The organism is Salinibacterium sp. GXW1014, assembly GCF_044769865.1.
Taxonomy (GTDB): Bacteria; Actinomycetota; Actinomycetes; order Actinomycetales; family Microbacteriaceae; genus Homoserinimonas.
On sequence record NZ_JBIZWA010000001.1, the window covers coordinates 1,372,251 to 1,395,780 of the forward strand.

The window sequence follows — 23,530 nt, forward strand, 5'->3', positions numbered from 1 at the left end:
GCGACGTAGATTACGGACCCAACCTGAGTATCCCCCGAAAGGGGGGTATTTGTTCAGAGGTCTTGGAGACGCAAAAAGGGCCGCCCCGACGGATAATCGGGGCGGCCCTTCTGTGCGAGCGGTGGCTACTGCTGGCGGCGGTCGACGCGCACGACCGAGTTGTCAGCCTTCACGTTGCCCTTGTCGTAGACGGGGGTCGTCGGCGGAATCAGCATGGAGCATCCGAAGCGCGATCCACCGAAGATGTTGTCGGTGACCTTGAGGCCCTGGATGGCGCCCTTGCCCTTCTCGGCGACGTTGACGGTGCATCCGCCGTCACCGATCCAGTTGTTGCTGAGGCGCACGTTGGAGACGCGGCCCTGATCCTGCGTTACCATGAGGGCGGCGTTGTACGAGCCGCTGATGTGGTTGTTCGTGATGACGATGTTGTTGCCCTTCTGCACCTGGATGCTGTCATCGTGGCTGCCATCGCGGTGGTTGGGGTCGTTCGTGTAGTGCAGGTTGTCGTGCAGGTAGGAGTTGGCGATCGTCACGTTGTCGCCGAAGACGTGCACGGAGTCGATGACGTCGTGGATGTTCACGCGGTCGAGCGTGAAGTCGAACCCGTAGATGCCGTTGGTGAGCGGCGTGGGGTAGCTGGGGGCGATCTCGACATTGCGGACCTTGAGGTTCTGGTTCTTGCCCGCGCCCGCATAGATCATGATCGCGTTGCCGGTGGTCTGGCGGCCCCGCACGATCGAGTTCTTGATCGTGACGTTCGCCGCCTCGACGCGCACGAAGCCGCGGATGTCGAGGCCGTCGACGACGGTGCCTGCGGTGCGGATCGTCAGGTCGCCGTTGTGCACCTTGAGCTTGGTGCCGGCGGGCACGCCGGTGCTGCTCGCGGTGGGCGTGGCGGTGGGTCCGGTGACGGCGGCGGCGCTCTCGGCGCTGCCGAGGACGGTTGCGCCGGTGACGGCGATTACGGCGGCGATGAACGCGGCGGCGAACCCGCGACGGCGCGCGGAAGTAGCGTGTGTTTTGGGCACGATGAAACGGTCTCCAAGAGAGTCGCGAAAAGGGGAAAGTAGGTGCCCTGACATGCGGAATGGACGTCGCAAGGGGCAATCGTCAGTATACGAAGGATTTCTGGAAGAGGGCTGAAAGTCATACGTCTACGTACGAATAATTCGTACGTAGACGTTTCACCAACCGGGCCTACGGAGCGGCCCGCCGCTCAGTTTGTGGCGACCCTGCTCGCCTCAAGCAGGTCCAGGGCGCGACGCAGGCGAGTGCTCGACGTGCCGTCCGTGTAGGGGAAGTACACGACCTCGACCCCCACGGCCGCGAAGGCGCGTTCGAGCGCAAGGCCCCGCTCGGTGCCCTTCCAGTCGTCACCCTTGAAGAAGTGGGTGAACCGCACCGACCGCCACGTCTCGAGCTTGTCGGGCACCACCTCCGCGACCGCCTCATCGACGAAGCGCACGCTTCGCACGATCTCGAGGCGCTCCTCGAGGGGGACGACCGGGCGCGCGCCCTTCGTCAGTTCGAGCATCTCGTCTGACACGACGCCGGCGATGAGGTGATCGCACAGCTCACGTGCGCGACGCAGCACGTTGAGGTGGCCGATGTGGAACAGGTCGAAGGCGCCCGCCGCATATCCGATCCGGATCGGGGGCAGGGGCTGCTGGGGGATGTCACTGTGCACGTCGATCTACCCTCACTGTGTCGTGGCCGTCGGCGCGGTTATCCGCGAGTTCGGCCTGGGTGGTCGGTGGGATGAGCATTGGGCAGGCATGGCGGGACTCCCCGAACTCGTTGCCGGTGATGACGAGGCCGGCGATCGGGCCGGCGCCCTTCTCGGCGACGTTGATGGAGCATCCGCCCCCGCTGAGCGTGTTGTCGCGAATCTGCACGTACGCGACGGGCCCGCGATCCTGCGTGATCTGGATGGCGGCGTTGTGGGCTCCGCTCAGCACATTGCCGATGATTCGGATGTTGCGTCCCTGCTGGACCTGGATGCCGTCGTCGTGGCTCGGGCCGCCGTCATGCGAGGGGTCGCTCTCGAAGTGCAGATGGCTGTGCAGGTGCGAGTGCTCGATCGTCACGTTGTCGCCGAAGATGTGCACACCGTCGACGACGTGGTGGATGTCGACACGGGTGAGCGTGAAGTCGGCGCCGTACACGCCGTGGGTGCGGTGCGTGTGGTGGCTCGGCGCGAACTCGGTGTCGATCACGCGCAGGCCGGGGGACCGGCCGGTGCCCGCGTAGAGCAGGATGGCGTCACCCTCGGTGGCCCTCCCGCGGATCACGCTGTTGCTGATCGTGACGTTCGGCGCTTCGACTCGAACGAAGCCCCGGATGTCGAGTCCGTCGATGACCTCGCCCGGCGTCGTGAGCACGAGGTCGCCGTGGAAGATGGCGCGCGGCGCCGCGGGAGCCTCGGTGGCGACCTCCCCGGGTGGTTCCCCGGTGCCCGCCCAGTGCGGGATCAGGAGCGCGGCGACGGTCGCGAGCGCCGCCGCGAGGGCGACCCACCAGGGTGGCAGCGGGAAGGAGTGGCTCATGAGTGACGCACCTCCCTGCTGGTGGCGAGCATCCGGATGCCGCGCAGCGAACCGCTGGCAGCAGCCCAGAGCGGCCGCCATGGCCGGTGCAGGAACTGCCTGCGCCCACCACGGAGCAGCACCCGCCGCGCATACGCGGGCGTGAGGAGCGCCCAGCGGATGACATCGCGCTGGGACAGGTGGCGGGCCGCGAAGAGGAGGCGGTTGCGGCAGTTGTAGTAGTAGTACGTGGCTGACTTGGCGCGCCCGCGCGCCTGGGTTCCGCCGGCGTCGTGCACGATGCGCACGTCGTCGCGCACGACGAGGTGCCCGCCGGATTCGGTGCAGCGCCAGGAGAGGTCGATGTCTTCCCAGTAGAGGAAGTAGCGGTCGTCGAAGCCGCCGAGCCGCTGCCAGAGCGAGTCATGCACCGCGATGCAGGCGCCCGTGAGCCAACCGCCGGGCGCCGAGCTGTCAGCGCCGCGCGTGATGGTGACGCCGCGCTCGACGAGCACCGTGCCGCCCGAGAACCAGACCTCTCCAGAGGGGGTGAGGATGGTGGGGCAGATGAGGGCGTCGGGCTCGGCACCGGCGTGCTCGGCGAGGGTCGTGAGGGCCGCGGCATCCGCCACCGCGTCGGGATTGAGCATGACGTAGCGGCGGAATCCGAGCTGCCGAGCCTCGGCGATGCCCGCGTTGACGCCGGCGCCGAAGCCCAGGTTGCCCTGGGTCACGAGGTGCCAGCCGCGCTCAGCGCACAACCAGCGCACGGCGTCGCGCTCCGACGCGCTCGAGAAGTTGTCGACGATGATGATGCCGAAGCCCTCGCTGAGCGTGGTGTCGAGGTTGGCGCGGAGCAGTTCGTGGGAGCCGTAGTTCACGACGACCACCGCGGTGCGTTCGGGGGTCACGGGCGCACCCCCTTGCGTGGCAGCATCCGCGCGATCGCGATGACCTCGACGAGGTCCCGGCGCACGCGCGGGATCACGAGGGCTGCGAACAGGTGCACCGCCGCGGCGGTGAGCGCGGCGGCGAGCAGCTGCAGTGCGAGGCCCAGCGCCGTCGTCGCGAGCACGACCCCCCAGGCGGATGCCGCGGCCACGGTTGCGAGCGCCAGCGCCCGCGCCGCCCCGCCGAAGAGGGCGCGCGTGGGGATCGCGGTACGGCGCGACAACCACCACAGCGAGAGCGGCCATGCGAGTGCGGGGGCGAGTGCGAAGCCTGCCGCGACCCCGACGATGCCCCACTGCGAACCGATGACGATGCAGGCGATGCGGATGCCCGTGCTCACCATGGAGTAGCGGAAGAGGTCGCCCGTGAGCCCGCGGGAGAGGTAGACCCAGTAGCCGACGTAGGAGAGCGTCTGCAGGATGCCAGCCACCGCGAGGAGCGCGAGGATGGGCGCGGCCGCGAGCCAGGGCTCGCCGAGGAAGAGCAGGGTGAGGGGGTCGGCCGCGCCGACGACGATGCTGAGCCCCGCGATGAGCGTCCACGAGAGCGCGAGCTGGCCTCGCAGGAGGAAGGCCCCGTAGCGCTGCTCGTCGCCGTTGAGGCGGCTGAGCACGGGCAGCGCGACGGTCGTCGAGGGGGTGCGCAACTGCGTGAGGGGCACCATGAGCAGCTGGTAGCCGCGGTTGTAGATGCCGAGGTCGACGGCCCCGAAGCGGATGCCGATGATGACGCTGTCGAGGTTGTTGCCGGCGTAGTTCACGAGCTGGGTCGCCACGAGGTTCCAGCCGAAGCGGAGGAGGCCCCGCATGGGGGTGCCGCGCCGGGGGAGGCCGGGCAGCCAGCGCGCCACGGCCGCGAGCAGCACGAGGAAGACCACGGCCTGCAGCACCTGCTGGGCCACGAGGGCCCAGTATCCCCAGCCGGCCATGGCCGCGACGATGGCGCCGAGGAGTGCGGCGGCAGGCACGACGACCTCGATGACCGCGAGGGGGCCGAAGCGCATCCGGCGCACGAGGTCGGCGCGGTACTGCGTCGCCATGCCGTTGAGCAGGAAGGTGACCGCGAGCGCCCTCGCGATGGGTTCGAGGGCCGGCTCGCTGTAGAGCAGGGCGACGAGGGGCGCCGCGAAATACACGACGATGGCGAGCACGAGACCGATGCCGGAATTGATCCACCAGAGGATGTCGCGCTGCCGGTCACTCAGCCGCTTCGCCTGGATCGCGGCCGAGGAGAGCCCGAAGTCGCGCAGGATCGTGCCGATGCCGATGATCGCGGCGACCATGGCGAAGAGCCCGTAGTCGGATGGCGCGAGCAGGCGGGCGAGCACCGAGACGGATGCCACCTGGATCACCATGCGCAGCAGCTGGCCCCCCACCGTGGCGCCCGCTCCCCGGGCGGCGCGTGTGCCGAGGCTCTCGCGCGCTGCGGTCGTCGCCGGCTCGGTCATGTGCGAGTCACCTCCCTCGTCGGGGACGCCGCCGCGCGCGCCGCCCGCTCACGCAGCACGCGGGTGCGCGTTCCGCGGGCAGTGCGGAGGGTCTCGATGGGGTGTGCGAGCGCGAGACGGAGCAGCCCGAAGCCGGGGTAGCGGGGCGTGGGGCGTCCGGCGAGGCGGGCGCCGAGCATCCGCCCCAGCAGGAGGGTGCGCCTGCGCACCTGGAGGGGCTGCACGGCGGCCAGGTCACCGATGGCGAGGGGGCGCGCGTCGAGCACTCCTGCGGTGATTGCGCGGGCGATGACGTCGGCGCCGCGCCGCGTGCGGGCGATGAGTGCCGAGACGCCGTCCTGCTCGTCGAAGACGGGGTAGCCGCGCTCGTCGCTGTTCCAGAAGTCCGCCGCGGTGATGTCGGACTGTTCGCCCACACCGTCGGGGCACAGCTTGCAGCGCCACTGGGTCGCGGGGCCGAGGTGGGCGCCCCATGACTCGTCGTAGCTTGCGCTCACCTCGGTGCCCTCGAGGCTGACGGCGGTGAAGCGGCCCGGCCAGCCGCGGCCGCGATACCAGAGCTCGCGGAGGGGTGCGTGACGCGGGATGCCGAGCTGCTCGACGAGCGCGTCGGTCGCCTGCTGGCCGGGCGTGCCCGCGCAGAAGAAGGAGATGAGGAGGGGAGCCGGCCCATCGGTCGTGAGGCTGCGGATGGCCGAGACCTCGCACGGCTTGCCGACGACCGCGGCGGCCGGGTCGAGGGCGCCCCGTACGGCCGCGTTGGACGTGGGCGCGTAGCGGGATCCCGCGGAAGCGAGCGCCTCCTCGCGCGTCTGGAGGGTGAGGCTCACGGTGCGTCGCGGTTCCACGGGGTCGGCGCGCGCCCCCACCACGCTGGCTGCCTCGCCCTGCTCGAGCAGCCAGGCGGTGAGGGCCGTGATCGCGCCGCCGCTGCTGCCGCGGTGACGGATGTCGCGGTCCGCCGCGCTCGCGGCCCACGCCGCCACGACGGGACCCATGGTGGGGTGGCGAATCGTGCTCGCGGGCCGCGCAGCCGGCATCCGGCGACCGGGGCAGGCCGCGTCGAAGCGGTCCACAGCCGCGGCGGTGGCGGTGCCGGCGACACGACGCGGCCGCGCGAAGCCCTCCTCCGAGAGCTCCATGCGGATGCCGGCATCCAGCTGGGTGCACGCCCCGCAGCCCGAGCAGTTGCCCGAGCGCACGACCTCGTCGATCGCGGCGTCTAGGGTCCGTGCCGAGCGCTTTGCCATCACACGACCCCCACGAGCGCGCGTTCCGCGTCGGCGAAGGCGGCGCGTGCTCGCTCGGCCACGTGACCGGCGTCGCGCGCCAGGTCGTGGCATTCGATCATCCGAATCACCGCGTCGACGGGCTCTGGATCACTGCGCAGGTCGACCGTCGCATACCACTCGAGGTCACCGAGGAGGGGCGCGAACTTGCGCGAGTAGGCGAGCGGGATCGCCGGCGTGCCCTGCGAGAGTGCGTTGAGGCACGCGTGCATGCGCGACGCGATCACGAGGTTCGCGGATGCCACGACCTCGCGCACATCGTCGAGGGAGCCCGGCACGAGGGCCTCCGCCCCCAGCTCCCGGGCGAGCTCCTGCACGACCGGCACGTCGTTGTCGGCGGCGGGCGAATCGAGCACATGCGCCAGCAGGGCCACCTCGCGCCCCGTCGCCGTGAGGCGCTCGTGCAGCTCGCACACGGTCTCCCGGTAACGCGCGAAGTCGACGTGGGGGTTCGGATGCCACAGCAGCCCAGACACGTTGAGCACGACATCCCGTTCCCCCGCTCGCGGCAGGGCGGGCAACGCGAACACGACGTCGCTGCTTCGCGCATCCACCGGTCGGCCATGGCGGGACGCGTACTCCGCGCTCGCCGAATCACGCGCGATCACGGCGTCCGCCCGCGCGAGCGCGCGCCGGCCCAGCCAGCGGCCGCGCCGCGAGGTGAAGGGGCCGATCGTCTGGGGCCCCAGGACGACGGGCACGCCCGCGCGAGACGCGCCCTCCGCGACCGCCGACATGATCGCCATCCTGCGGAGCCCGTAGCTGTCGGAGAAGCTGTCGCCCGAGCGCGTGTCGATCACGAGGTCGAAGCCCGCAAGCCACTCGGTCATGCCGCGACGGCGGGTCACGTGCTCGCGGGCCAGCGAACGCATCGACCCGATCGGCAACTGGGGGATGCGGTGGCCGAAGTTCTGGAACGTCACCTCGGCATGCGGCCACACCCGCCGCACGAGCGCCGCCGTGCCAGCGCCGAGCGCCCTCACGCCGAGGTTGGGGGACCGGTCATCGGCCCAGAGCACGAGCACGCGCATCCGTCACCACCTGCCCGTCGCGGTCGGGTGCATCTTGTGGTGCAGGGCGCGATGCAGCACACTGTGAAAACTTCTCGCGGACCGCCGCCGCGACCCAGGGATGCAGCCACTGGAGGGAACCCCGCCGCCATGAGCAGCCGAGAAACCTACCGCGACACCCTCGCCCGACTGCGCGCTGCCCAGAAGCCTGCGGCCCGCAGCGCGCCCGCCTACTCCCGCTTCGTCAACCGTCGGCTCGGCCGCTACCTCGCGGCGGGCGCCTACCAGCTGGGCCTGACGCCCAACGCCGTGACCGGAATCAGCGCCGTCTTCACCTTCACGGCGGTGGCCCTGCTCGCGCTCGTGCCGCCGAGCATCCCGCTCGGCATCGCCGTCGCGGTGCTGCTGCTGCTCGGCTACGCCTTCGACTCGGCCGATGGCCAGGTCGCCCGTCTGCGCGGGTCGAGCAGCCCCGCTGGCGAATGGCTCGACCACATGGTCGATGCCCTCAAGGTCTCGGCGATGCCGCTCGCCCTCGCGATCGGGTTCTCCCGCTTCGATGTCGTCGACGAGTTGTGGCTGCTCGTGCCCCTCGCCTCGGCCGCGGTCTCGGCCGTGCTCTTCTTCGGCATGATCCTGACCGAGCAGCTGCGCCGACAGCGCGGCACCGCCTCCCTCGCGAGCGACGCCCCAGGCAGCCCGTCGTGGGTGCGCGCCGTTCTCGTGCTGCCCATGGACTACGGGGTGTTGTGCCTCTCGTTCCTCGTGCTCGGCATCGTGCCGCTCTTCGTCACGATCTACACCCTGATCGTTGCCGCGACGACGCTGTTCCTGCTGGCAGCATCCGCCAAGTGGTTCCGCGAGATGAAGTCGCTGGGTGCCCCCAGCCCCACCGTCGTGAACGACTGAGACAAGGAGAGCGCGCATGAACGCGAAGAGCTGGTGGTTCGTCGCCGGTGGCGTGATGGTCGCCGCCATCATCGTCGCGGTCATCGCGCTGACGGTCACGAACGACACCGCCCCGTCGACCCCGGCGCCCGGAGCATCCGCGAGCGCGACTCCGTCTCCGGCCCCGAGCACGGATGCCACGGCCTCACCCTCCGCGCCGGCCGACGACGCTCCGCCGGCAGACGCACCCGTGCCCATCGGGGAGGAGGCGACAGCGGATGACGGGGTCACGGCCGTCGTCACGGCTGTCACATCCTTCACCGCGGCGGGCGGGGGCGTGGGAGAGGTGGGTGGCGACGCCGTGCGCGTCGACGTGACCCTCACCAACACGGCGGACGCGGCGCAGTCACTCAGCGCGGTCGTCGTCAACCTTGCGTACGGGGCCGAGGCGACACCGGGTTCACCCATCTTCTACGATCCTTCCGTCAAGGAGTTCAGCGGCGAGCTGGCACCGGGCGAATCACGCAGCGGAAGCTACGTCTTCAGGGTGCCGAGCGAGGAGCAGGGGTCGATCACGATCGAGGTGAGTCACACGCCCGCCTCCCCGCCCTTCGTCTTCGCGAAGTAGCCGAAGACTCCGGCGGGGCGTCGCTCAGGGGTGCCCGCCCCGGTGTCGGCATCCGCCTCGTCCCGGGGCTCGGCGAGTGAGTCTCGCGCCGCCGTTGCATCGTGCTTCGGCGTGTGGTCGCGATGGGTGCTGCCGGGTGCGTCAGCCGCCTGGGCGCGGTTGAGCACGACGCCCAGCACGGATGCCCCCACGCCGTTGAGCTCGTCCAGCGCCGCGAGCACGTGCCTCCCCTTCGCGTGGCGCGCGTCGACCACGAGCACGACGGCGTCCGCCGCGGGGTCCGAGGCCGTCGCAAGAGTCAGCGCCGCCGCGTCGCTCGCGACGGGAGGGGTGTCGACCAGCACAATGCTGCCCGAGGTGCGAGACTCGTCGATGGCATGCCGCAGGCCTTGCGTCTCGCCGTTCGCGATCTCGCTGCCACCGGCATCCGGCCGCCCCACGACACGGCCGCCGAGCGTCTCCGCGAGCCCACGGGCCAGCGCAGTCGTGCCGCCGCGGGGCGTAGCGGAGGTGAGGAGCACGACGCTGCTGCCCTCGGGCCCCTCGGGCCCCTCGGGCGCCCCGGTGGCACGGGTACTGGGTGCGTCAGCGTCGAGGGCATGGCGCAGTCGCACGGCAAGCCGCGTGAGGGAATCGAGCGACGGCGCGTCCCCGTGGCCGTTCCGCACCGCGCCGATCACGGGAACGGGCGCGATGGAGCTGAGGTCGGACCGCGTGCGGATGCGCGTGTCAGTGCTGTTGCGCCAGAACGCCAGCACGATCCCCGCGAGGAGCCCGGCCAAGCCCCCCGCCGCGATGTTGAGCGCCGTGTTGGGCGAACTCGGCCGGCTCGGGGCATCCGCCGAGTCGATCGTCGACACCGAGTAGAGGGGCCCCAACTCGTCATCGACGGGCGCCGTGGCGGTCACGTACTCGCGCACCTCGGCCGCGACCGCATTGGCGATGGCGGCAGCCTCGCCCGCCGAGGGGTGCGTCGCCGAGATCCGCAGCACCGAGGTGCCGGGTGGTGTGCTCACCTCGAGGCGCCCAGCGAGGCGGGCAACCGAGTCGTCGAGCCCGAGCTCCCGGCGCACGGGGTCGAGGATAGTCTCGGATGTCGCGAGCTCGGCGAAGGTCGGCACCTGCGTGAGCGTGTAGGCCGCGCCCTGGTTGGCGTCGGTAGCGCTGCCGCTGTAACCGAGCCCGAAGAGGAGGCTCGACTGGGCGGTGTAGCTCGGTGTGGCCGTCATCGACAGGGCGAGCGCTGCGGCAGCGCCGAGGGCTGCGGCTCCGGCTGGGATCCACCAGTGACGGCGGACCTGTGTTGCAGTGATCATCGGGAGGTGCCTTTCTTCGCGTCAACGGCCGGGATCGGCCGGTGCGAGCGGGGTGGGACCGACTCGCTGGGGGAGGGGAGGTGGAGCGGGGCATGCGTATTGGGCGCCCGTGCGTGCGGGCGTGCGGCCAGTTGTGTCGCGACAGCGAGGCCGACCATGAACCAGGTGAGGATCGCGTATTGGGTGATGAGCGCCGTGGTCGCGAAGGCGGGCACCTGGGCCACGACCGCGATCGTGGCCGGGGTGGCTCTCCCGCTCGCCACGAGCACGATGCCCGCGACGATCAGTGCGGTCGCGAGGCCGAGGGGAAGCAGCCCGTAGCGCAGCCCGAGCAGGATGAGCGCGCTGTCGATCGAGGTGAACTCGCCGAACCAGGCGGTGCCGTCGGGGGAGCGGTGGAAGGCCGGTGACTGCCCGAGCACCTGCATCTCTGAGACGAGGGCGATCAGGTCACTGCGGTAATCGGCGCTTCCTTCGGCCTCCGAGCCCGCGAGCTCGAACACGCGATCGACGAAGGGCGCCAGCGCTGCTGCGACGACGGCGCCCGCGACCGCGACGATGGCGGCGAAGCGCCGGCTCACGACATCCCGGGCGAACACGAGCGTGAGCACGAGGGCGATCGCGGCACACGCCATGGCGGTGCGGCTGAGGGTCAGGACCGTGGCGGTCAGCACGAGCACGAGCATCACCGCTCGGATCCAGGGTCGCAGCGGGGCGGCCAGCACGAGTGGCACGGCGAGCGCGAGACTCGTGCCGAGCGCGATCGAATGCCCGAACGCGCCCTCGACCCTCAGCACCCCGCCCCGCTCCTGGAGCGTGCCCCACGTGTCATAGAGGGCGCCGGGGGCTGAGAAGCCGACGAAGGGGTTGGTGGCAGTCGCGAACTCGAGGAGGGCGAGCAGTGAGACCCCCGTGAAGGCGAGCGCCATGACGAGGTAGATCCGGGGCACCGCGATGCGGGATGCCACGACGCGGCCCAGCAGGTAGCCGAGACCCCAGTGGCCGAGGAGCACGACGCCGCTCGTGAGCGACGCCTCGCCGAGCAGCGAGGCCGCGAAGTAGCAGGCGACGATGACCCCGACGACGGCGTCGGCGAGGCTCAGGCGGGGACGGCGGAGCGGGAGCAGTGCCGTCACGAGCAAGACGGTGAAGAGGGCCGAGATCGACCAATCGATGCCGAGACGGATGCCGAACCAGTAGGGCACGAGGCACACGATCGCGACCCACAGGCTGAAGCCCGCATTCGGGTAGCGGCGCACCGCGAGGAAGGCGAGCACGCCCAGGCCCCCGAGCAGCGCGAGCCGCAGCAGGGGGTCGATGAGCCCGAGCGCGCCGCTCACCTCAGGCTCCGTTCGGGGTGGCGCAACGCGGGCCGCAGGGGGTCGGTCGCCAGTCCCGGGGCGCGATGGTCGATGGGGCCCGAGAGTCCATCGACCGCCGTCTCAAAGGTCAGGCGGTCAGCCGCGAGGTGTTCCGCGAGGTGCACGAAGCTCGAGAAGTGCGGGCCGATGAGGTATCCGGATGCCGCGAGCAGGTACAGGTCCACGATCGACGACATGACCCCCTCGACGGAGTTGTAGGGTCCCTTGTCGCTCTGGGCGACGCATCCGGGGATCGTCTGCATGACGTGCGCCTGCACATCCGGCCGGTCGCAGGAGAGGTAGAAGGTCACCTCGGGGTCCGCCGAGCGGATCTCCTGCATACGGCCCAGGAACCACTCGACCGGCGAGGCCTGGAGCGTCTTGGCATGCGACACCTGGTGTGCGCGGATCATGACGCCCACGTAGTGCCGGCCCCGCAGGCGCTCGTCGAAGAGCCGCTCGACGCGCTCCGCGATCGGCGCGGCAGGCCGGAGCCCGCGGAATCGCTCCTGCCACGGACTGGCCTCGGGTGGCAACTGGAGCGGGCTGCCCGTGCGGATCTGCCAGAGCCACTCGCGACGCTTTGCGTCGCCCAGCCAGTCGAGCTTCTCGTCGACGTAGGGAAACACCTTGGCAAGCGCACGCGAGACCGCACGGGACACGACGGGGGCCCGGAAGTCCCACAGCTGCGAGAAGCTCGGTCCGAAGAGCCGGCCCGTGGGCCAGACGTAGGCGAAGGCGCGTCCCTCGAGCTCAGCAAGGCTCTGCGCGCCGAGCACGACGCGCACCCGGTTGCCGAGCCCCGAGTCGTAACCGTTGTAGGCGATGATGCCGGGGCGCAGCATCCGTTCGCCGGTGCGTGCGTTCATGCCGACACCGCCCCCCTGTAGTGTGGGGCCACTTCACGCGGATCGCGAGGGATGCTCCGGCCACCACGACAGGAAGGGGCGCCATGACACGGGCAGGCCACAGCCGCGACAGGCTCGTCGTGCTGCAGTCGATCAAGGCGCTGCGCGACACGACCAACCCCTACCTCGTGCAGCTCGTACGCTCGCTCGAGGGGGAGGCCGAGGTGCAGTTGTTCTCGTGGCGCCGCGCGCTCTTCGGCCGCTGGGACGTGCTGCACGTGCACTGGCCCGAGCTGCTCTTCCTGCGTGAGAGCCGGGCACGCACGATCGTCGGCGCCGCCCTGTGCACGGTGCTCGTGCTGCGGATGCGTCTGACGCGGCGTGCACTCGTGCGCACCGCCCACAACATCGCCCCGCACGACCACCGCGGAGTGCTCATCGATGCGGTGCTGGGCCTGCTCGACCGCGCCACGACCCGCTGGCTGCTGCTGAACGACTCGACGCCGGTTCCCGATGGCGCAGCGCGCGAGGTCATCCCGCACGGCCACTACGTCGACTGGTACGCCCGGCACAGCGTGCCGAGTCCCGTGCCGCGGCGCGTGCTCTGCTTCGGGCTCATCCGCGCCTACAAGAACGTGCCCGCCCTCGTGCATGCCTTCACCGGCATGGAGGATGCGACGTCGAGCCTCCATGTCGTCGGGCGACCCGATCCTGCCCGTCTCGCGGAGGAACTCCGCGACGCTGCGGGCGGCGACGATCGCGTCACCCTCTCGTTCGGCTACGCCGACGACGAGCGACTCGTCCGGGAGATGGGAGAGGCGTCGCTCGTGGCGCTGCCCTACCGCGACCTGCACAACTCGGGTGCGCTCCTGCTGGCGCTCTCCTTCGGGCGACCCGTGCTCGTCCCCGAGAACGGACCGACCGCGGCACTCGCCGCCGAGGTCGGCGAGGCGTGGGTTCGCCGCTACACGGGTGAGCTCACGGCGGAGGTGCTGCGGGCTGCGCTTGCCGAGGGAGTGCCGGACGGCACGCCGGATCTCTCCCGGCGTGACTGGGCCACGCTGGGTGCCGCGCACCTCGGCGCCTACCGCCGTGCCCTGTCCCAGTTGCGTCATGAGCGGCGATACTCCGAGTAGACGTGGCCCCAGGCGCCCGAGAGCATCCCGCTGCCACGCTTGAGCCTGCGCAGGCCCCGCGCCTGCAGGTGCTGCGCGCGCGTCACCTCCCCCATCACGCGCAGCGATCCGCCCGAGGCGAGTCGAGCGAGCCCCTCCGCAGTGAGGCGCAGGCGCGTCGTGGCGCGCTCGAGCGGTGTTCGCGCGAGACGGATGCTCGTGCGGCTCCAGGAGTTGCCGCTGCGGAACGCGCGTCCCAGCACCCAGTCGCGACTGAGACGTGTGGGCGGCACGACGTCGTGGACGATCGCCTCGTCACACCACAGCAGCCGGCCGCCGGCGTGCACGAGCTGACGGGTGAAGAGCGTGTCTGAACCGCCCGAGATGCCGAAGTCGGGGTCGAAGCGGAGCGCGCCGACCGCCCGCACGTCGAGCAGCAGGTTGTTGGTCGCCGCGACCGTCACGGCCGTTCCGGTGGGAAGGCGGCGTCGTTCGAAGAACCGCCCCGCGTTGATGAACTCCTCCGGCTCATGCGCGTACTGCGAGATGACGGGACCGACGACGCCAGCGGGCCGGTGCGTGCGGTACACCCGCAGCAGGCTCTCGAGCCATCCCGCAGTCGGTCGCTCGTCGTCGTCGATGTAGACGAGCACATCATCGCCCTGCGCGGCGTCGAGCGCGCGGTTGCGTGCGGCTGAGATGCCGGGGACAGGCTCGTGCAGGTACTCGATGCCGCGCTCGGCATATGCACGCACGGCCGAGGCAGCGCCGGCATCCGGATCGTTGTCGACGACCAGAATGCGCACCCCTTCGCGTGACGCATCTGCCTGCTCGCGGAGAAGCGGAAGCAGGGCCGCGAGGTCGTCATTCCGCCGGTAGGTGAGCACGGCGATCGCGACGCGGAGGGCAGTGGTCATGGCCGTCCTCCCGCCAGCACTGGCTCCTGGCTGCGGTCGGCAGCCCACGCGCGCGGGCGGAGCGACAGCACGGCATCGACGACCCTGCGGCGGTAGGTGGCGGGCGAATGCCGTTCCTCGGCGAGGGCGACATCCTTCCATGCCGCAGAGCGCATGTAGTGCCAGTTCGAGGCCATCTCGATGAGGCAGTCGGCGAGGGCCTCGGCGTCTCCCGCCGGAACCGTGCGCGAGGCCCGGTAACCGGCGGTGGCCTCCAGGAGACCACTCGTCGCGCTCGCGATGACGGGCCGGCCGCACAGGATCGCCTCGACGGCCGTGTTGCCGAAGGGCTCGTCTGCTCGCGATGGCACCACGACGACATCCGAACTCTCCACGTGCTGCCACACGGACGGCACGAATCCGTGGAAACGCACCCATGGTTCGAGCGCGAGCAGGCGCACCTCGTCGCGCAACTCCTTCTCGTACCACTCGTACCCGGTGAAGACGGTGCCCATGAGGTCCAGCCGCGCCGGCACACCGCGCCGGTGCAGGATCGACAGCGCCTCGACGGCGACGTCGACGCCCTTGCGCGGTGAGAGTCGACCGACATAGGCGATGCGAAGGGGCGTGTCGAGCGCCTGCCGCGCCTGTTGCCGGGAGTCCGGCCCGGGCACGCCGTTGTAGATGACGCTCGTCCTGCGGCCCAGCGAGGGGAATGACCCCGCGAGCACGCCCACGCTGAAGCGGCTGTTGGCCACGACCTCGTCGGCGAACAGCAGCGGTGCCGCGATCGCGGCACGCACGGCGGCGGATGCGGATGCCTCGCCCTCGTGCACGTGGCACAGCACCCCGATGCGACGAACCTTCGCGAGCGCGATCCACAGCGGCACCGTCAGCGTGCTGACATAGATGCGGTTGGGTCGTACCCGGGTGATCAGCCGCCAGCCATCCGCGAGTCCGCCAACCGTCGCCGCGAGGAACGCCGCGAAACCCCTCGGGGTGAGGGCGCTCTTTCGCAGCACGGGGCTGCGGCAGATCGTGACATCCGCCCCCAGGTCGCGAAGTGCGGGCGAGAGCGGGCCATCGCACGGAAGCGCGACAGCGATGCGCGCACCCGAGTCGAGGAGGCCCCGCACGCTCTCGAGCAGCATGCGGTCGGAGCCGTAGAGCTCCGCGCTCGGATGTGCGACGAGCACCGTGCCCGCCCGCAGGGCCGTCGCGCCGGGCGCCAGGCGGGTCATGGCGCCGTTCCCACCACGAGGTCGTCGAAGCGGGTGATGGACGGGCCGTTGGTCGTCGAACCGGCCATGTAGGTCTCGAGCGCGACGGCGCCTGCCGACTGCAGCGCTACCGTTGCACTCGTTGCGTTGACCTGCCAGCCGCTCGGTTCAGCGGCTCCGTCCTTCCACACGGAGGCGCGGATGGTCGTCGGCGAGCTGCCGAAGACCTGCAGGTGCACCTGCAGCCGCTCTCCGGCCGTGTACGTGACGTCGGGCAGGGTCACCGACTGGAGCACGGTGCCGCCCTCCGTCACCTGCAGCATGATCTGACCGGTCGCGAGGAGACGAATCCTCGCGCGGTAGTCGCCCGCCTCGAACTGCCGGCCGATGACGGAGACGTAGGCGCCGCCGCCGGTCGGGGGAGTGTCGAGGCTGAGAGCGACCCGCACATCCACGTCCGCCGCGCTCACGCTCGCGAGGGATGCGCGCCGCGTGCTGCCGGCCGGTGTCGACATGACACCGGTACCGGCCTCGACCGAGTAGTTCGACGCCGGGCCGATGAGCGCCCATGCGCCGCCGAGGTCGGCGGAACCCCACGCCCCCGGTGACGTGCGCTCGAACGCGTCGGCCGCGACATCCGCCCCCGTGGGGGGAGGTGCCGAGACCGTGACCGGCTGCGTGATGGAGGTGATCGCTCCCTCGTCGTCGGTCACCGTGAGGGTCACGTTGTAGGTGCCCGCGGCGGCGTAGGTGCGCGACGCCGTGACACCGGAGGCGGTCGTGCCGTCCCCGAAGTTCCACGCCCAGGCGGAGATCGCGCCGTCACTGTCGCTCGAACCACTGCCGTCGAACGAGGCGGCGAGGTCGCTCGTGCTCGCGGTGAAGGCCGCGACGGGCGCCACATTGCCGGGAGGCGGCGGTGCCGACGTCGGGGTCACGAGCAGGTCATCGAAGCGGGTCGTGATCGGACCGTTGGTCGCGGAACCCGAGATGAAGCTCTCGAGCGCGATGTTGCCCGCCGTCTGCAGGCCGGCCGTCGAGCTCGTCACGCTCGCCTGCCATGCGGCCGGTTCGGCTGCGGATGCCGGCCAGAGCTTCGCCTGGATCGTCGTGGGAGAGGTGCCCGTCACCTGCAGGCGCAGGTTGTATGCGGCATCCGCCGTGTGGCTCAGGCCGGGGACGGTGAGCGACTGCAGGGTCGTGCCGCCCTGGGTGAGCTGCAGCAAGACATCACCGCTTGCGAGCAGCCGCACGCGTGCGCGGTAGTCGAGTGAGCCCACCTGTCGGCCGATCGCCGAGAGGTACTCGCCGCCGCCCGTGAGCGCCTTGTCGGTCGAGAAGCGCAGCCGGAGGTCGACGTCATCCGAGGTGGCGCCCGGGAGGGACGCCCGGAGCGTCTGGCCCGCGGCCACCGTCATCAGTCCGGCGCTGCCCGAGACCGTGTAGCGCGATGCGGCGCCGACCAGGCTCCAGTCTCCGCCCAGGTCGGCGGTGCCCCATCCGGAGGACGAGGTGCGCGTGAAGCTGTCGGCCGCGATGCCGACGGGCGGCTCCGGCGGCTCGGTCGCCTCGACCGTCACGCTCGTCGAGTCGCTCGCGCCGCCGTTGTCGGTCACCGTGAGGGTCACGGTGTAGCTGCCCGCCTCGGCGTAACTGTGCGAAGCGGTTACGCCCGTGGCGGTGTTGCCGTCACCGAAGTCCCACGCGTATCCGGCGATCGTGCCGTCGCTGTCGGAGGACGCCGAGGCATCGACGCTCAGGTCGAGGTTCGACACGGTCTCGGTGAAGGCGGCCGCAGGTGCGGCGTTGGGCGGTGCCCCCGTCGTGCCAAGCGCGTAACGGGCAGCGACCGTCGAGCCATCGAGGGCCGTCGAGTAGACGGCGACCTCATCGATGAGGCCCGTGAAGTAGGGGCTCGACGAACCCCAGGTGTTGTCGCCTCCGATCTTCCAGTGGCCCGTGTAGTCCTGCGCCTGGGTCTGCGGATGCGAGCCCACGAGCACGCCGTCGACGTACAGCTGCATGCCCGCACTCGACTGCGTTGCGACCGCGTAGTGCCACGCGCCGTCGTTGTAGGAGCTCAACGTCGTGATGGTGTTGGCGGATCCCGTCCACGTGCCGAAGACCAGGAGGCCGTCATCCTGCATATAGAGGTGGCGGTCGTAGTTGCTCGACAGGCCGTTGCGCTGGTCACCGAAGCCGATGATCTTGCCGCCCGTTTCGCTCGAGGTCTGGAACCACGCCTCGAGGGAGTAGGTGCGCGGGTTGGCGAACGCCTTGTTGCTGCCGATCACGGTGTTGCCCGTGAAGCCCACCGCCTCGTCGTCACCGTCGTCGAGCGCGCCGGGCTGGCCGAGCGTCGCGGTGCCCGAATAGGTACCGGGCGTGTTCTGCATGCCCGAGTCGGCGGCCGTCGTGGCCGTGTCATCGGCGAGACGCCAGTAGAGCGTGGGGTCGTCGTTGTAGACCGACTGGCCGTAGGCGTCGGCCGGGGCGGGAGGCAGGGGAGAGGTGTTGCCCGCCGCGACGAAGTGGCTCACGACCTGCTGCCGGGAGAGCACGGTCGGGTAGACCGCAACCTCGTCGATGTCGCCGTTGAGGTAGTCGCTCGAGGGGCGCGAGGGCCAGCCACTCAGGTTGTCGCCGCCGACCCGCCACACGCCATTGAACTCCTGCCCGCTCGTGACATCGTCACGAGTGGCGACGAGCATCCCGTCGACGTGCAGGCGCATGCCGTTGGCGCCGAGGGACGCCGTGATGTGGTGCCACTGCCCGTCGTTGAACGACTGGCTCGAGTTGACCGTGCGGACGCCGCCCGGGTGCACGCCGAACCAGACGCGGCCGGAGTTGTCCATGTAGACGTGCCGGTCATAGGAGCCCGAGTTGCCGGTCGTGCGGTCACCGAAGCCGATGATCTTGCCGCCCCGGTTGGAGGTCGTCTTGACCCATGCCTCGAGGGTGAAGGCCGACGGTGCGGGCGCGGCGGACTGCGTGCTGCCGAAGCCATTCGAGGTGCCGCTCAGGTCGATCGCGGCACTCTCGCTGATGATGCCGTCCGCACCCCTCGCAGCTCCCGCCGCCAGGGTCAGGTCCTGTGCCCCTGCGTGGTCGTATGCGGTCGTGCCCGAGTCCTCGTCGAGCGGCCAGTAGGAGAGTGGTGCATCTGTCAGCACAGCCTGCGTGTAGTCGTTGCCGGCATTCTCCGTGGCGACATCCACCCAGATGGCGGCCCTGCTCGCCCAGTTCTCGAAGGCGTCGTAGGAGTGCACCCGATACAGGTGTCGCGCACCGGGGGTGAGCCCCGTGTCGGTGAAGGTCATGAGCGGCCTGGTCCACTCGTTGGAGGGCTGCGTGACGGTGTGCACGACGGCGCCGTCGCGTGTCACCTCGTAGCGGATGTTCTCGTTGTCACGGTCGTGGGTCGCCTGCCACGAGACCCTCACCTCGCCGGCCTTGAACGAGATCACGTTGGGAGTGAGCCCCACATTGGACTGCGGGCCGACGTCGTTGGGGGCGATATCGGCGGTCGCGAAGCGCACGAGGCCCTGCTGGGCGACACCGTTGACGACCGTGAACTCGCCGCCCTGCACGATGTAGTTGCCGTTGCCCGTGATGTGCCACGGCCCCTGGTTCTGCCCTGTGAAGGAACCCGCGTTGATCGTCGGGTACCAGTGCAGGAGGCTCGGGCGCGGGTGCCCCTCGAAGTTGAAGTAGCCGTGCGGGTCGCGGGTGATGGTGCCCGTCGCGGCCTTCGTGGTGGCGATGGCGCGGTAGAACGTCCAGGGCTCCGTCTGCGGGAAGCCGCCGATATTGCCGCAGTAGTGCGCGTGGCCCACCGAGTAGACGACATCGCCCACTGGGTAGACCGAGTGCGTGTCGCCGTGGCAATCATTGAGCCAGATGATCTCGCCCGTCGCTGGGTTCGCCGAGAAACTGCCCTCAAGGTTGCCGTCGTTGCGACCCCACGCCCACGCGGTGCCGTACACCGCATCATCCGTCGCATAGAGGCTCGTGAAGGCGGCGTTGGAGCCGGAGGCGTAGATCGTGTTGTTGATGGCCCACGGCAGCACAGCGCCCGTGACCGGATGCACGGCCGCAAGCCCGCGGATGGCGGTGCCCCCGAGCGCGGCGAACTTGCCGCCGACGACGACCTTCGAACCGTCCTTCGTGAGCGTGATCGCATTGACGGCGCTCTCGGCATTGGGGTTGAAGGCAAGCGTGGAGCCGTCGGCCGCGCTCACGGCCGCGATGCGGTTGCGGGCCACGCCATTGACGGTCGTGAAGTTGCCGCCCAGATAGACGGTGGAAGCAGTCGCGTGGACGGCTCGACCCTGGCTGCCGAGGATGGGCCGCCAGGACGTGATGAGTGCGCCTGTCGCGGTGTCGAAGGCGGCCGCCCGGGAGAGACCCGTGCCGTTCACATTCGTGAAGTCGCCGACCGCGTAGATGCGCGAACCATCCGGCGCTGCCGTCAGCGCAAGCACCTGGCCGTTGAGCGTCGGGTTGAAGCTGCTGATGAGCGCGCCCGTCGTCAGGTTGTAGGCGAGCAGGTGCGTGCGTGGCACCTCGTTGGTGCCGGGGGCCGCCCCGGCTGGCCGTGCCGCCGTGAAGTCGCCGCCCACATAGACGGTGTTGCCGACGATGACCTGCGACCAGGCGACCCCGTTGATCTGGGTCGTCGGCAAGCCGTCGGCCGTGACCGTCGGCGAGACCGCGGGATCCACCGGCGCCGAGTCTGCGACGGCCGGACTCGCCTGCACCAGCACGCCCGCCGCGAGCACGAAGGCGAGGGCCATCGCAACGACGCGAGACCTGGCGGCGGAGGAGGAGCGGGGCATGGTGATCATGGCAACCTCGGGATCGAATGGGAGGGACGCGGTGCACGGAGGGGAGAAGAGGCGCGAATCGTGTAGCCCGAGGCGAGGCGGAGCCCCAGTTCCTCGTAGCCACGACTCACGGCGTCCCAGTTGTAGAGACGTTGGGCCCGTCGCTGAAGGCGCCGCCCGAGCGCCACATGGCGTTCGGGCTCACTCTCAACGTCATCGAAATGGCGCGACAGTGCTGAGGCTGAACCGAAGTAGGCAGCCTCCTCACCGAGCACCTCCCGATTGAAATCGATGTCGTACGCGAGCACGGAAGTCCCACCTCCCATGGCGCGCAACAGCGACGGGTTGGTACCCCCGACCGAATGTCCATGGACATAGGCGAGGGCGTTTGCGTACAGCTCGTCGAGCTGCAACTGGTCGTAGACGCCGCCGAGCAGCCGGATGCGAGCATCCGACTCCGCGACCTGGCGAATCTTCTGCGTGTAGGCCGCCGCATACGGGGCGCTGCCCACGACCACGAGCGGCAGTTCCGCCGTACTCCGGTGGTAGGCATCGACGATGACGTCGACGTGGTTCTCGGGCTCGAAGCGGGCCACGACGAGGTGATAGCGCTTGGGTTCGAGGCCGAGGGGGCGGATGCGATCGTGCCCGGCATCGTCCTGCACCGCGGCCCCATAGGTGAGCAGCTCGGTCGGGGCAGCGAAGTTCGCGGCGTAGTAGTCGGAGATACCACGGGCATCCGCGATCAAGGCGTCGGCCCAATCGACCGCGAGCCGCTCGACCAGCCGGTAGTAGCGTCGGCCGAGGCCGTTCCACTTGGCGCGCTTCCACTCCAGCCCGTCGACGTGCACGGCGGTCGGGATACCGAGCGCGCGGAGCCACGGAACGAAGGGGGCGTTCGCGGCATTGAAGACGAACGCGACATCCGGCCGACGCCGGAAGGTCGCGTGGGCGACCGAGAGCGCGGTGTGGCTGAGCGTCTCGCCCACCTTGACCTTGACGGCGGGCAGGTGCACCAGCTGCATGCCGCGGTGGCGCCGGAGCGAGGCATCCGCGTTCCTGCAGTAAACCGTGACCTCGTGGCCGGCCTCGACGAGTCGTGCGCCGATCTCCTCAACCGCTGTCTCGAAGCCGCCGTACGCGGCGGGCACGCCTCGGGTGCCGATCATCGCGAACGAGAGTCGGGGCGGGGAGATGTGCGGTGCGTTCATCAGTAGGCCCCCACCGGGTGGCTCACCTGGCGCACAGTGCGCCACATGATGACGATGTCGCCGACGAGCGACCAGTTCTCGACGTAGTAGAGGTCGAGCTTGACGCTCTCCTCCCAGCTGAGGTCGGAGCGCCCGTTGATCTGCCACATGCCCGTGAGGCCGGGGCGGATGTAGAGCCGCCGGTGCACGTGGTCCTCGTAGTGCTCGACCTCGCGCGGCAGGGGCGGGCGGGGGCCGACGACGCTCATGTCGCCGACGAGGATGTTCCAGAGCTGGGGGAGCTCGTCGAGGGAGTGGCGCCGCAGCATCCGTCCCACCCGCGTCACGCGCGGATCGTTGCGCATCTTGAAGAGCACGCCCTTGCCCTCGTTGTGGTCGAGGAGGCCCGTGAGGTCATCGCTCGCGCTCGTCACCATCGTGCGGAACTTCCACATCGTGAACCGGCGGCCGTCGCGGCCCACGCGCTCCTGCGAGAAGAGGGCCGGCCCTGGGCTGTCGAGTCGCACCGCGAGGGCGATGACGGCGAAGACGGGCGCGAGCACGAGGAGCGCGACGCCCGAGACCGCGACATCGAAGGCCCGCTTGAGCACATGGCGGCCGCCCTCGAACTGCGGGATCTCCACGTGGATGAGGGGCAGCCCCTCCATGGGGCGCAGGTGGATGCGGGGGCCCGCGACATTCGCGAGGCTCGTTGCGAGCACCAGGTCGGTGGCGGTGCCCTCCAGCTGCCAGGAGAGGTCACGGATGAAGTCGGGCCGACCGGGCGGCGGCCCGGCGACCACGACCGAGTCGGCGCCCAGTTCGGCCGCCGTGGCCGCCACGGAGTCGAGGTCGGTGCTCGTGGGGAGCCCGGCAAGCTGTGCGGCAAGAGGTTCAGAGCCCGCGGCGTCGACCACGGCACCAACGACCGCGTATGCAGCCGTCGAGGCCCGCTCGATCTGCTTCGCGACATAGGTGACATCGCTCCGGTTTCCGACCACGAGGACCCTAGAGAGGCAGTGGCCTTCACGCCCGCGACTGATGAGCCACCTTCGCCACGACCAGCGACCGAGTACGAGCGCGACGAGGCCGAGGGGGAAGGCGACGAGGAATGGAGGGGCGATGGGGCCGACACCCGCGACGACGAATGCGATCGCGAGCAGGCCGATCACGAGGGTGCTCGCGCTCACGACCCGCTTGTATTCGGTGACCCCGACGCTCAGGATGCGGCAATCCCGCGTGCGGAAGATGCTGAGCACCGTGAACCACAGCAGCGCGATGCCAGCCGCGATCAACCAGTGCGCCGCGATCTCGGCGGGACTCCACGGTGACTGGGTGCTCCAGGCGATGAAGGGCCCGCTGACCGCGAGGCAGATGATGAGCGTGTCACTCAGGAGGAGACGCTGTCGGTAGCGGCGTGCCCACGCGGGTCCTGATTCCGCAGCTGGCGCATCGGATGTGACGGGCTCGACGAGTCGCAGCGCGTTGCGTGGGTGGGCAGAGAGCGGTCGACTCGAGGTTCCGAGGCTCACTCCTGAATGGGTCATCGGGAAGTCCTCCTGCAGGCACGGGAAGCACAGGTGGGGGGCACCCGCGGGCATGCGGGTACCACGATCAGGACGTCGTTGCCGCAGATCGCTACGGGGCGCAGGGCACAGCGGTGCAATGCCGCACGAAATGACGGCGAGCACGCACTGTCAGCAGCGCGGCGCGGTGTGCGCTGGCGCTGTACGGGTGCAGCGGGGGCTGCGACGGGGTTTCGCGTCGCCGTGGGAAGCGACGCGGTGTTCGGGTCAAGCTGGGCGGCCGGCATGCGGCGATCGCTGCGGGAACAACGATTGAGGGTCCGATGTCATGGTGCTGGCCGGCGACCGGCCCGACATCGGACTCCTGGGACTGCGTTCCTCCTCGGGGGAGAAGGAATGGTGCTGGGTGCGGGGCCGCTAGCGGGAACTGGTGACCCCCATCCACGTGCCCCCCGGAAGGGGGAGGTGAATGACTTGCTTACAGTAGCGTGGTC

The 23,530-nt window shown here is 70.1% G+C and carries 18 protein-coding genes; 3 read left to right on the top strand and 15 right to left on the bottom strand.

Translation table 11 applies throughout. The annotated features are described in order from the left end of the window. Positions 1–125: 125 nt before the first annotated feature. From ACIQK7_RS06810 to ACIQK7_RS06840, 7 genes are all read right to left on the bottom strand, one after another. Positions 126–1,028 (bottom strand): hypothetical protein, encoded by a 903-nt coding sequence (locus ACIQK7_RS06810; RefSeq protein ID WP_403022509.1) that lies wholly within the window; start codon positions 1,026–1,028, stop codon positions 126–128. Positions 1,029–1,216: 188 nt separating this feature from the next. Then, positions 1,217–1,687, bottom strand: a complete 471-nt coding sequence (locus ACIQK7_RS06815) for an adenylyltransferase/cytidyltransferase family protein (RefSeq protein ID WP_403022512.1) — start codon at positions 1,685–1,687, stop codon at positions 1,217–1,219. After that, on the bottom strand, positions 1,677–2,546 hold the full coding sequence (locus ACIQK7_RS06820; RefSeq protein ID WP_403022515.1) for a right-handed parallel beta-helix repeat-containing protein: 870 nt from the start codon (positions 2,544–2,546) through the stop codon (positions 1,677–1,679). The genes ACIQK7_RS06815 and ACIQK7_RS06820 overlap by 11 nt, the downstream gene beginning before the upstream one ends. Continuing rightward, positions 2,543–3,436 carry a glycosyltransferase family 2 protein gene (locus tag ACIQK7_RS06825; protein WP_403022518.1) on the bottom strand — a complete coding sequence of 298 codons (894 nt, stop codon included), beginning with the start codon at positions 3,434–3,436 and terminating at the stop codon, positions 2,543–2,545. The genes ACIQK7_RS06820 and ACIQK7_RS06825 overlap by 4 nt, the downstream gene beginning before the upstream one ends. Beyond that, on the bottom strand, positions 3,433–4,923 hold the full coding sequence (locus ACIQK7_RS06830; protein WP_403022521.1) for a lipopolysaccharide biosynthesis protein: 1,491 nt from the start codon (positions 4,921–4,923) through the stop codon (positions 3,433–3,435). The genes ACIQK7_RS06825 and ACIQK7_RS06830 overlap by 4 nt, the downstream gene beginning before the upstream one ends. Continuing rightward, positions 4,920–6,173 (bottom strand): Coenzyme F420 hydrogenase/dehydrogenase, beta subunit C-terminal domain, encoded by a 1,254-nt coding sequence (locus ACIQK7_RS06835; protein ID WP_403022523.1) that lies wholly within the window; start codon positions 6,171–6,173, stop codon positions 4,920–4,922. Before ACIQK7_RS06835 ends, ACIQK7_RS06830 begins: the two co-directional genes overlap by 4 nt. Continuing rightward, positions 6,173–7,243 carry a polysaccharide pyruvyl transferase family protein gene (locus ACIQK7_RS06840; RefSeq protein ID WP_403022525.1) on the bottom strand — a complete coding sequence of 357 codons (1,071 nt, stop codon included), beginning with the start codon at positions 7,241–7,243 and terminating at the stop codon, positions 6,173–6,175. The genes ACIQK7_RS06835 and ACIQK7_RS06840 overlap by 1 nt, the downstream gene beginning before the upstream one ends. Before the next feature lie 129 nt (positions 7,244–7,372). Here ACIQK7_RS06840 and ACIQK7_RS06845 point away from each other — a divergent pair, with 129 nt between their 5' ends. Next, positions 7,373–8,131 (top strand): CDP-alcohol phosphatidyltransferase family protein, encoded by a 759-nt coding sequence (locus ACIQK7_RS06845; RefSeq protein ID WP_325210314.1) that lies wholly within the window; start codon positions 7,373–7,375, stop codon positions 8,129–8,131. A gap of 16 nt (positions 8,132–8,147) precedes the next feature. Then, positions 8,148–8,738: a DUF4352 domain-containing protein gene (locus ACIQK7_RS06850; RefSeq protein ID WP_403022528.1), complete on the top strand. Its 591-nt coding sequence runs from the start codon at positions 8,148–8,150 to the stop codon at positions 8,736–8,738. On the opposite strand, the gene ACIQK7_RS06855 is transcribed toward ACIQK7_RS06850, so the two are convergent. The 3 genes from ACIQK7_RS06855 to ACIQK7_RS06865 are packed head-to-tail and all read right to left on the bottom strand — an operon-like array spanning position 8,699 to position 12,284. After that, positions 8,699–10,054, bottom strand: coding sequence for a hypothetical protein (locus tag ACIQK7_RS06855; RefSeq protein WP_403022530.1), 1,356 nt, complete (start codon positions 10,052–10,054; stop codon positions 8,699–8,701). The two genes, ACIQK7_RS06850 and ACIQK7_RS06855, sit on opposite strands and share 40 nt — an antisense overlap. Continuing rightward, positions 10,051–11,394 carry a hypothetical protein gene (locus tag ACIQK7_RS06860; protein WP_403022533.1) on the bottom strand — a complete coding sequence of 448 codons (1,344 nt, stop codon included), beginning with the start codon at positions 11,392–11,394 and terminating at the stop codon, positions 10,051–10,053. Before ACIQK7_RS06860 ends, ACIQK7_RS06855 begins: the two co-directional genes overlap by 4 nt. Further along, positions 11,391–12,284, bottom strand: coding sequence for a hypothetical protein (locus ACIQK7_RS06865; protein WP_403022536.1), 894 nt, complete (start codon positions 12,282–12,284; stop codon positions 11,391–11,393). The genes ACIQK7_RS06860 and ACIQK7_RS06865 overlap by 4 nt, the downstream gene beginning before the upstream one ends. An 83-nt stretch (positions 12,285–12,367) precedes the next feature. Here ACIQK7_RS06865 and ACIQK7_RS06870 point away from each other — a divergent pair, with 83 nt between their 5' ends. After that, positions 12,368–13,399: a glycosyltransferase gene (locus ACIQK7_RS06870; RefSeq protein WP_403022539.1), complete on the top strand. Its 1,032-nt coding sequence runs from the start codon at positions 12,368–12,370 to the stop codon at positions 13,397–13,399. Here ACIQK7_RS06870 and ACIQK7_RS06875 read toward each other — a convergent pair. The 5 genes from ACIQK7_RS06875 to ACIQK7_RS06895 are packed head-to-tail and all read right to left on the bottom strand — an operon-like array spanning position 13,375 to position 23,057. Continuing rightward, positions 13,375–14,295: a glycosyltransferase family 2 protein gene (locus ACIQK7_RS06875; RefSeq protein WP_403022542.1), complete on the bottom strand. Its 921-nt coding sequence runs from the start codon at positions 14,293–14,295 to the stop codon at positions 13,375–13,377. The genes ACIQK7_RS06870 and ACIQK7_RS06875 overlap by 25 nt on opposite strands. Then, the gene (locus ACIQK7_RS06880) at positions 14,292–15,515 is read right to left on the bottom strand and encodes a glycosyltransferase (RefSeq protein ID WP_403022544.1); all 1,224 of its coding nucleotides are present in this window, start codon (positions 15,513–15,515) and stop codon (positions 14,292–14,294) included. Before ACIQK7_RS06880 ends, ACIQK7_RS06875 begins: the two co-directional genes overlap by 4 nt. Then, positions 15,512–20,341 carry a LamG-like jellyroll fold domain-containing protein gene (locus ACIQK7_RS06885; protein ID WP_403022546.1) on the bottom strand — a complete coding sequence of 1,610 codons (4,830 nt, stop codon included), beginning with the start codon at positions 20,339–20,341 and terminating at the stop codon, positions 15,512–15,514. Before ACIQK7_RS06885 ends, ACIQK7_RS06880 begins: the two co-directional genes overlap by 4 nt. Further along, positions 20,338–21,531: a DUF1972 domain-containing protein gene (locus tag ACIQK7_RS06890; RefSeq protein WP_403022548.1), complete on the bottom strand. Its 1,194-nt coding sequence runs from the start codon at positions 21,529–21,531 to the stop codon at positions 20,338–20,340. The genes ACIQK7_RS06885 and ACIQK7_RS06890 overlap by 4 nt, the downstream gene beginning before the upstream one ends. Continuing rightward, positions 21,531–23,057, bottom strand: coding sequence for a sugar transferase (locus ACIQK7_RS06895; RefSeq protein WP_403022550.1), 1,527 nt, complete (start codon positions 23,055–23,057; stop codon positions 21,531–21,533). Before ACIQK7_RS06895 ends, ACIQK7_RS06890 begins: the two co-directional genes overlap by 1 nt. Positions 23,058–23,530 lie beyond the last annotated feature (473 nt).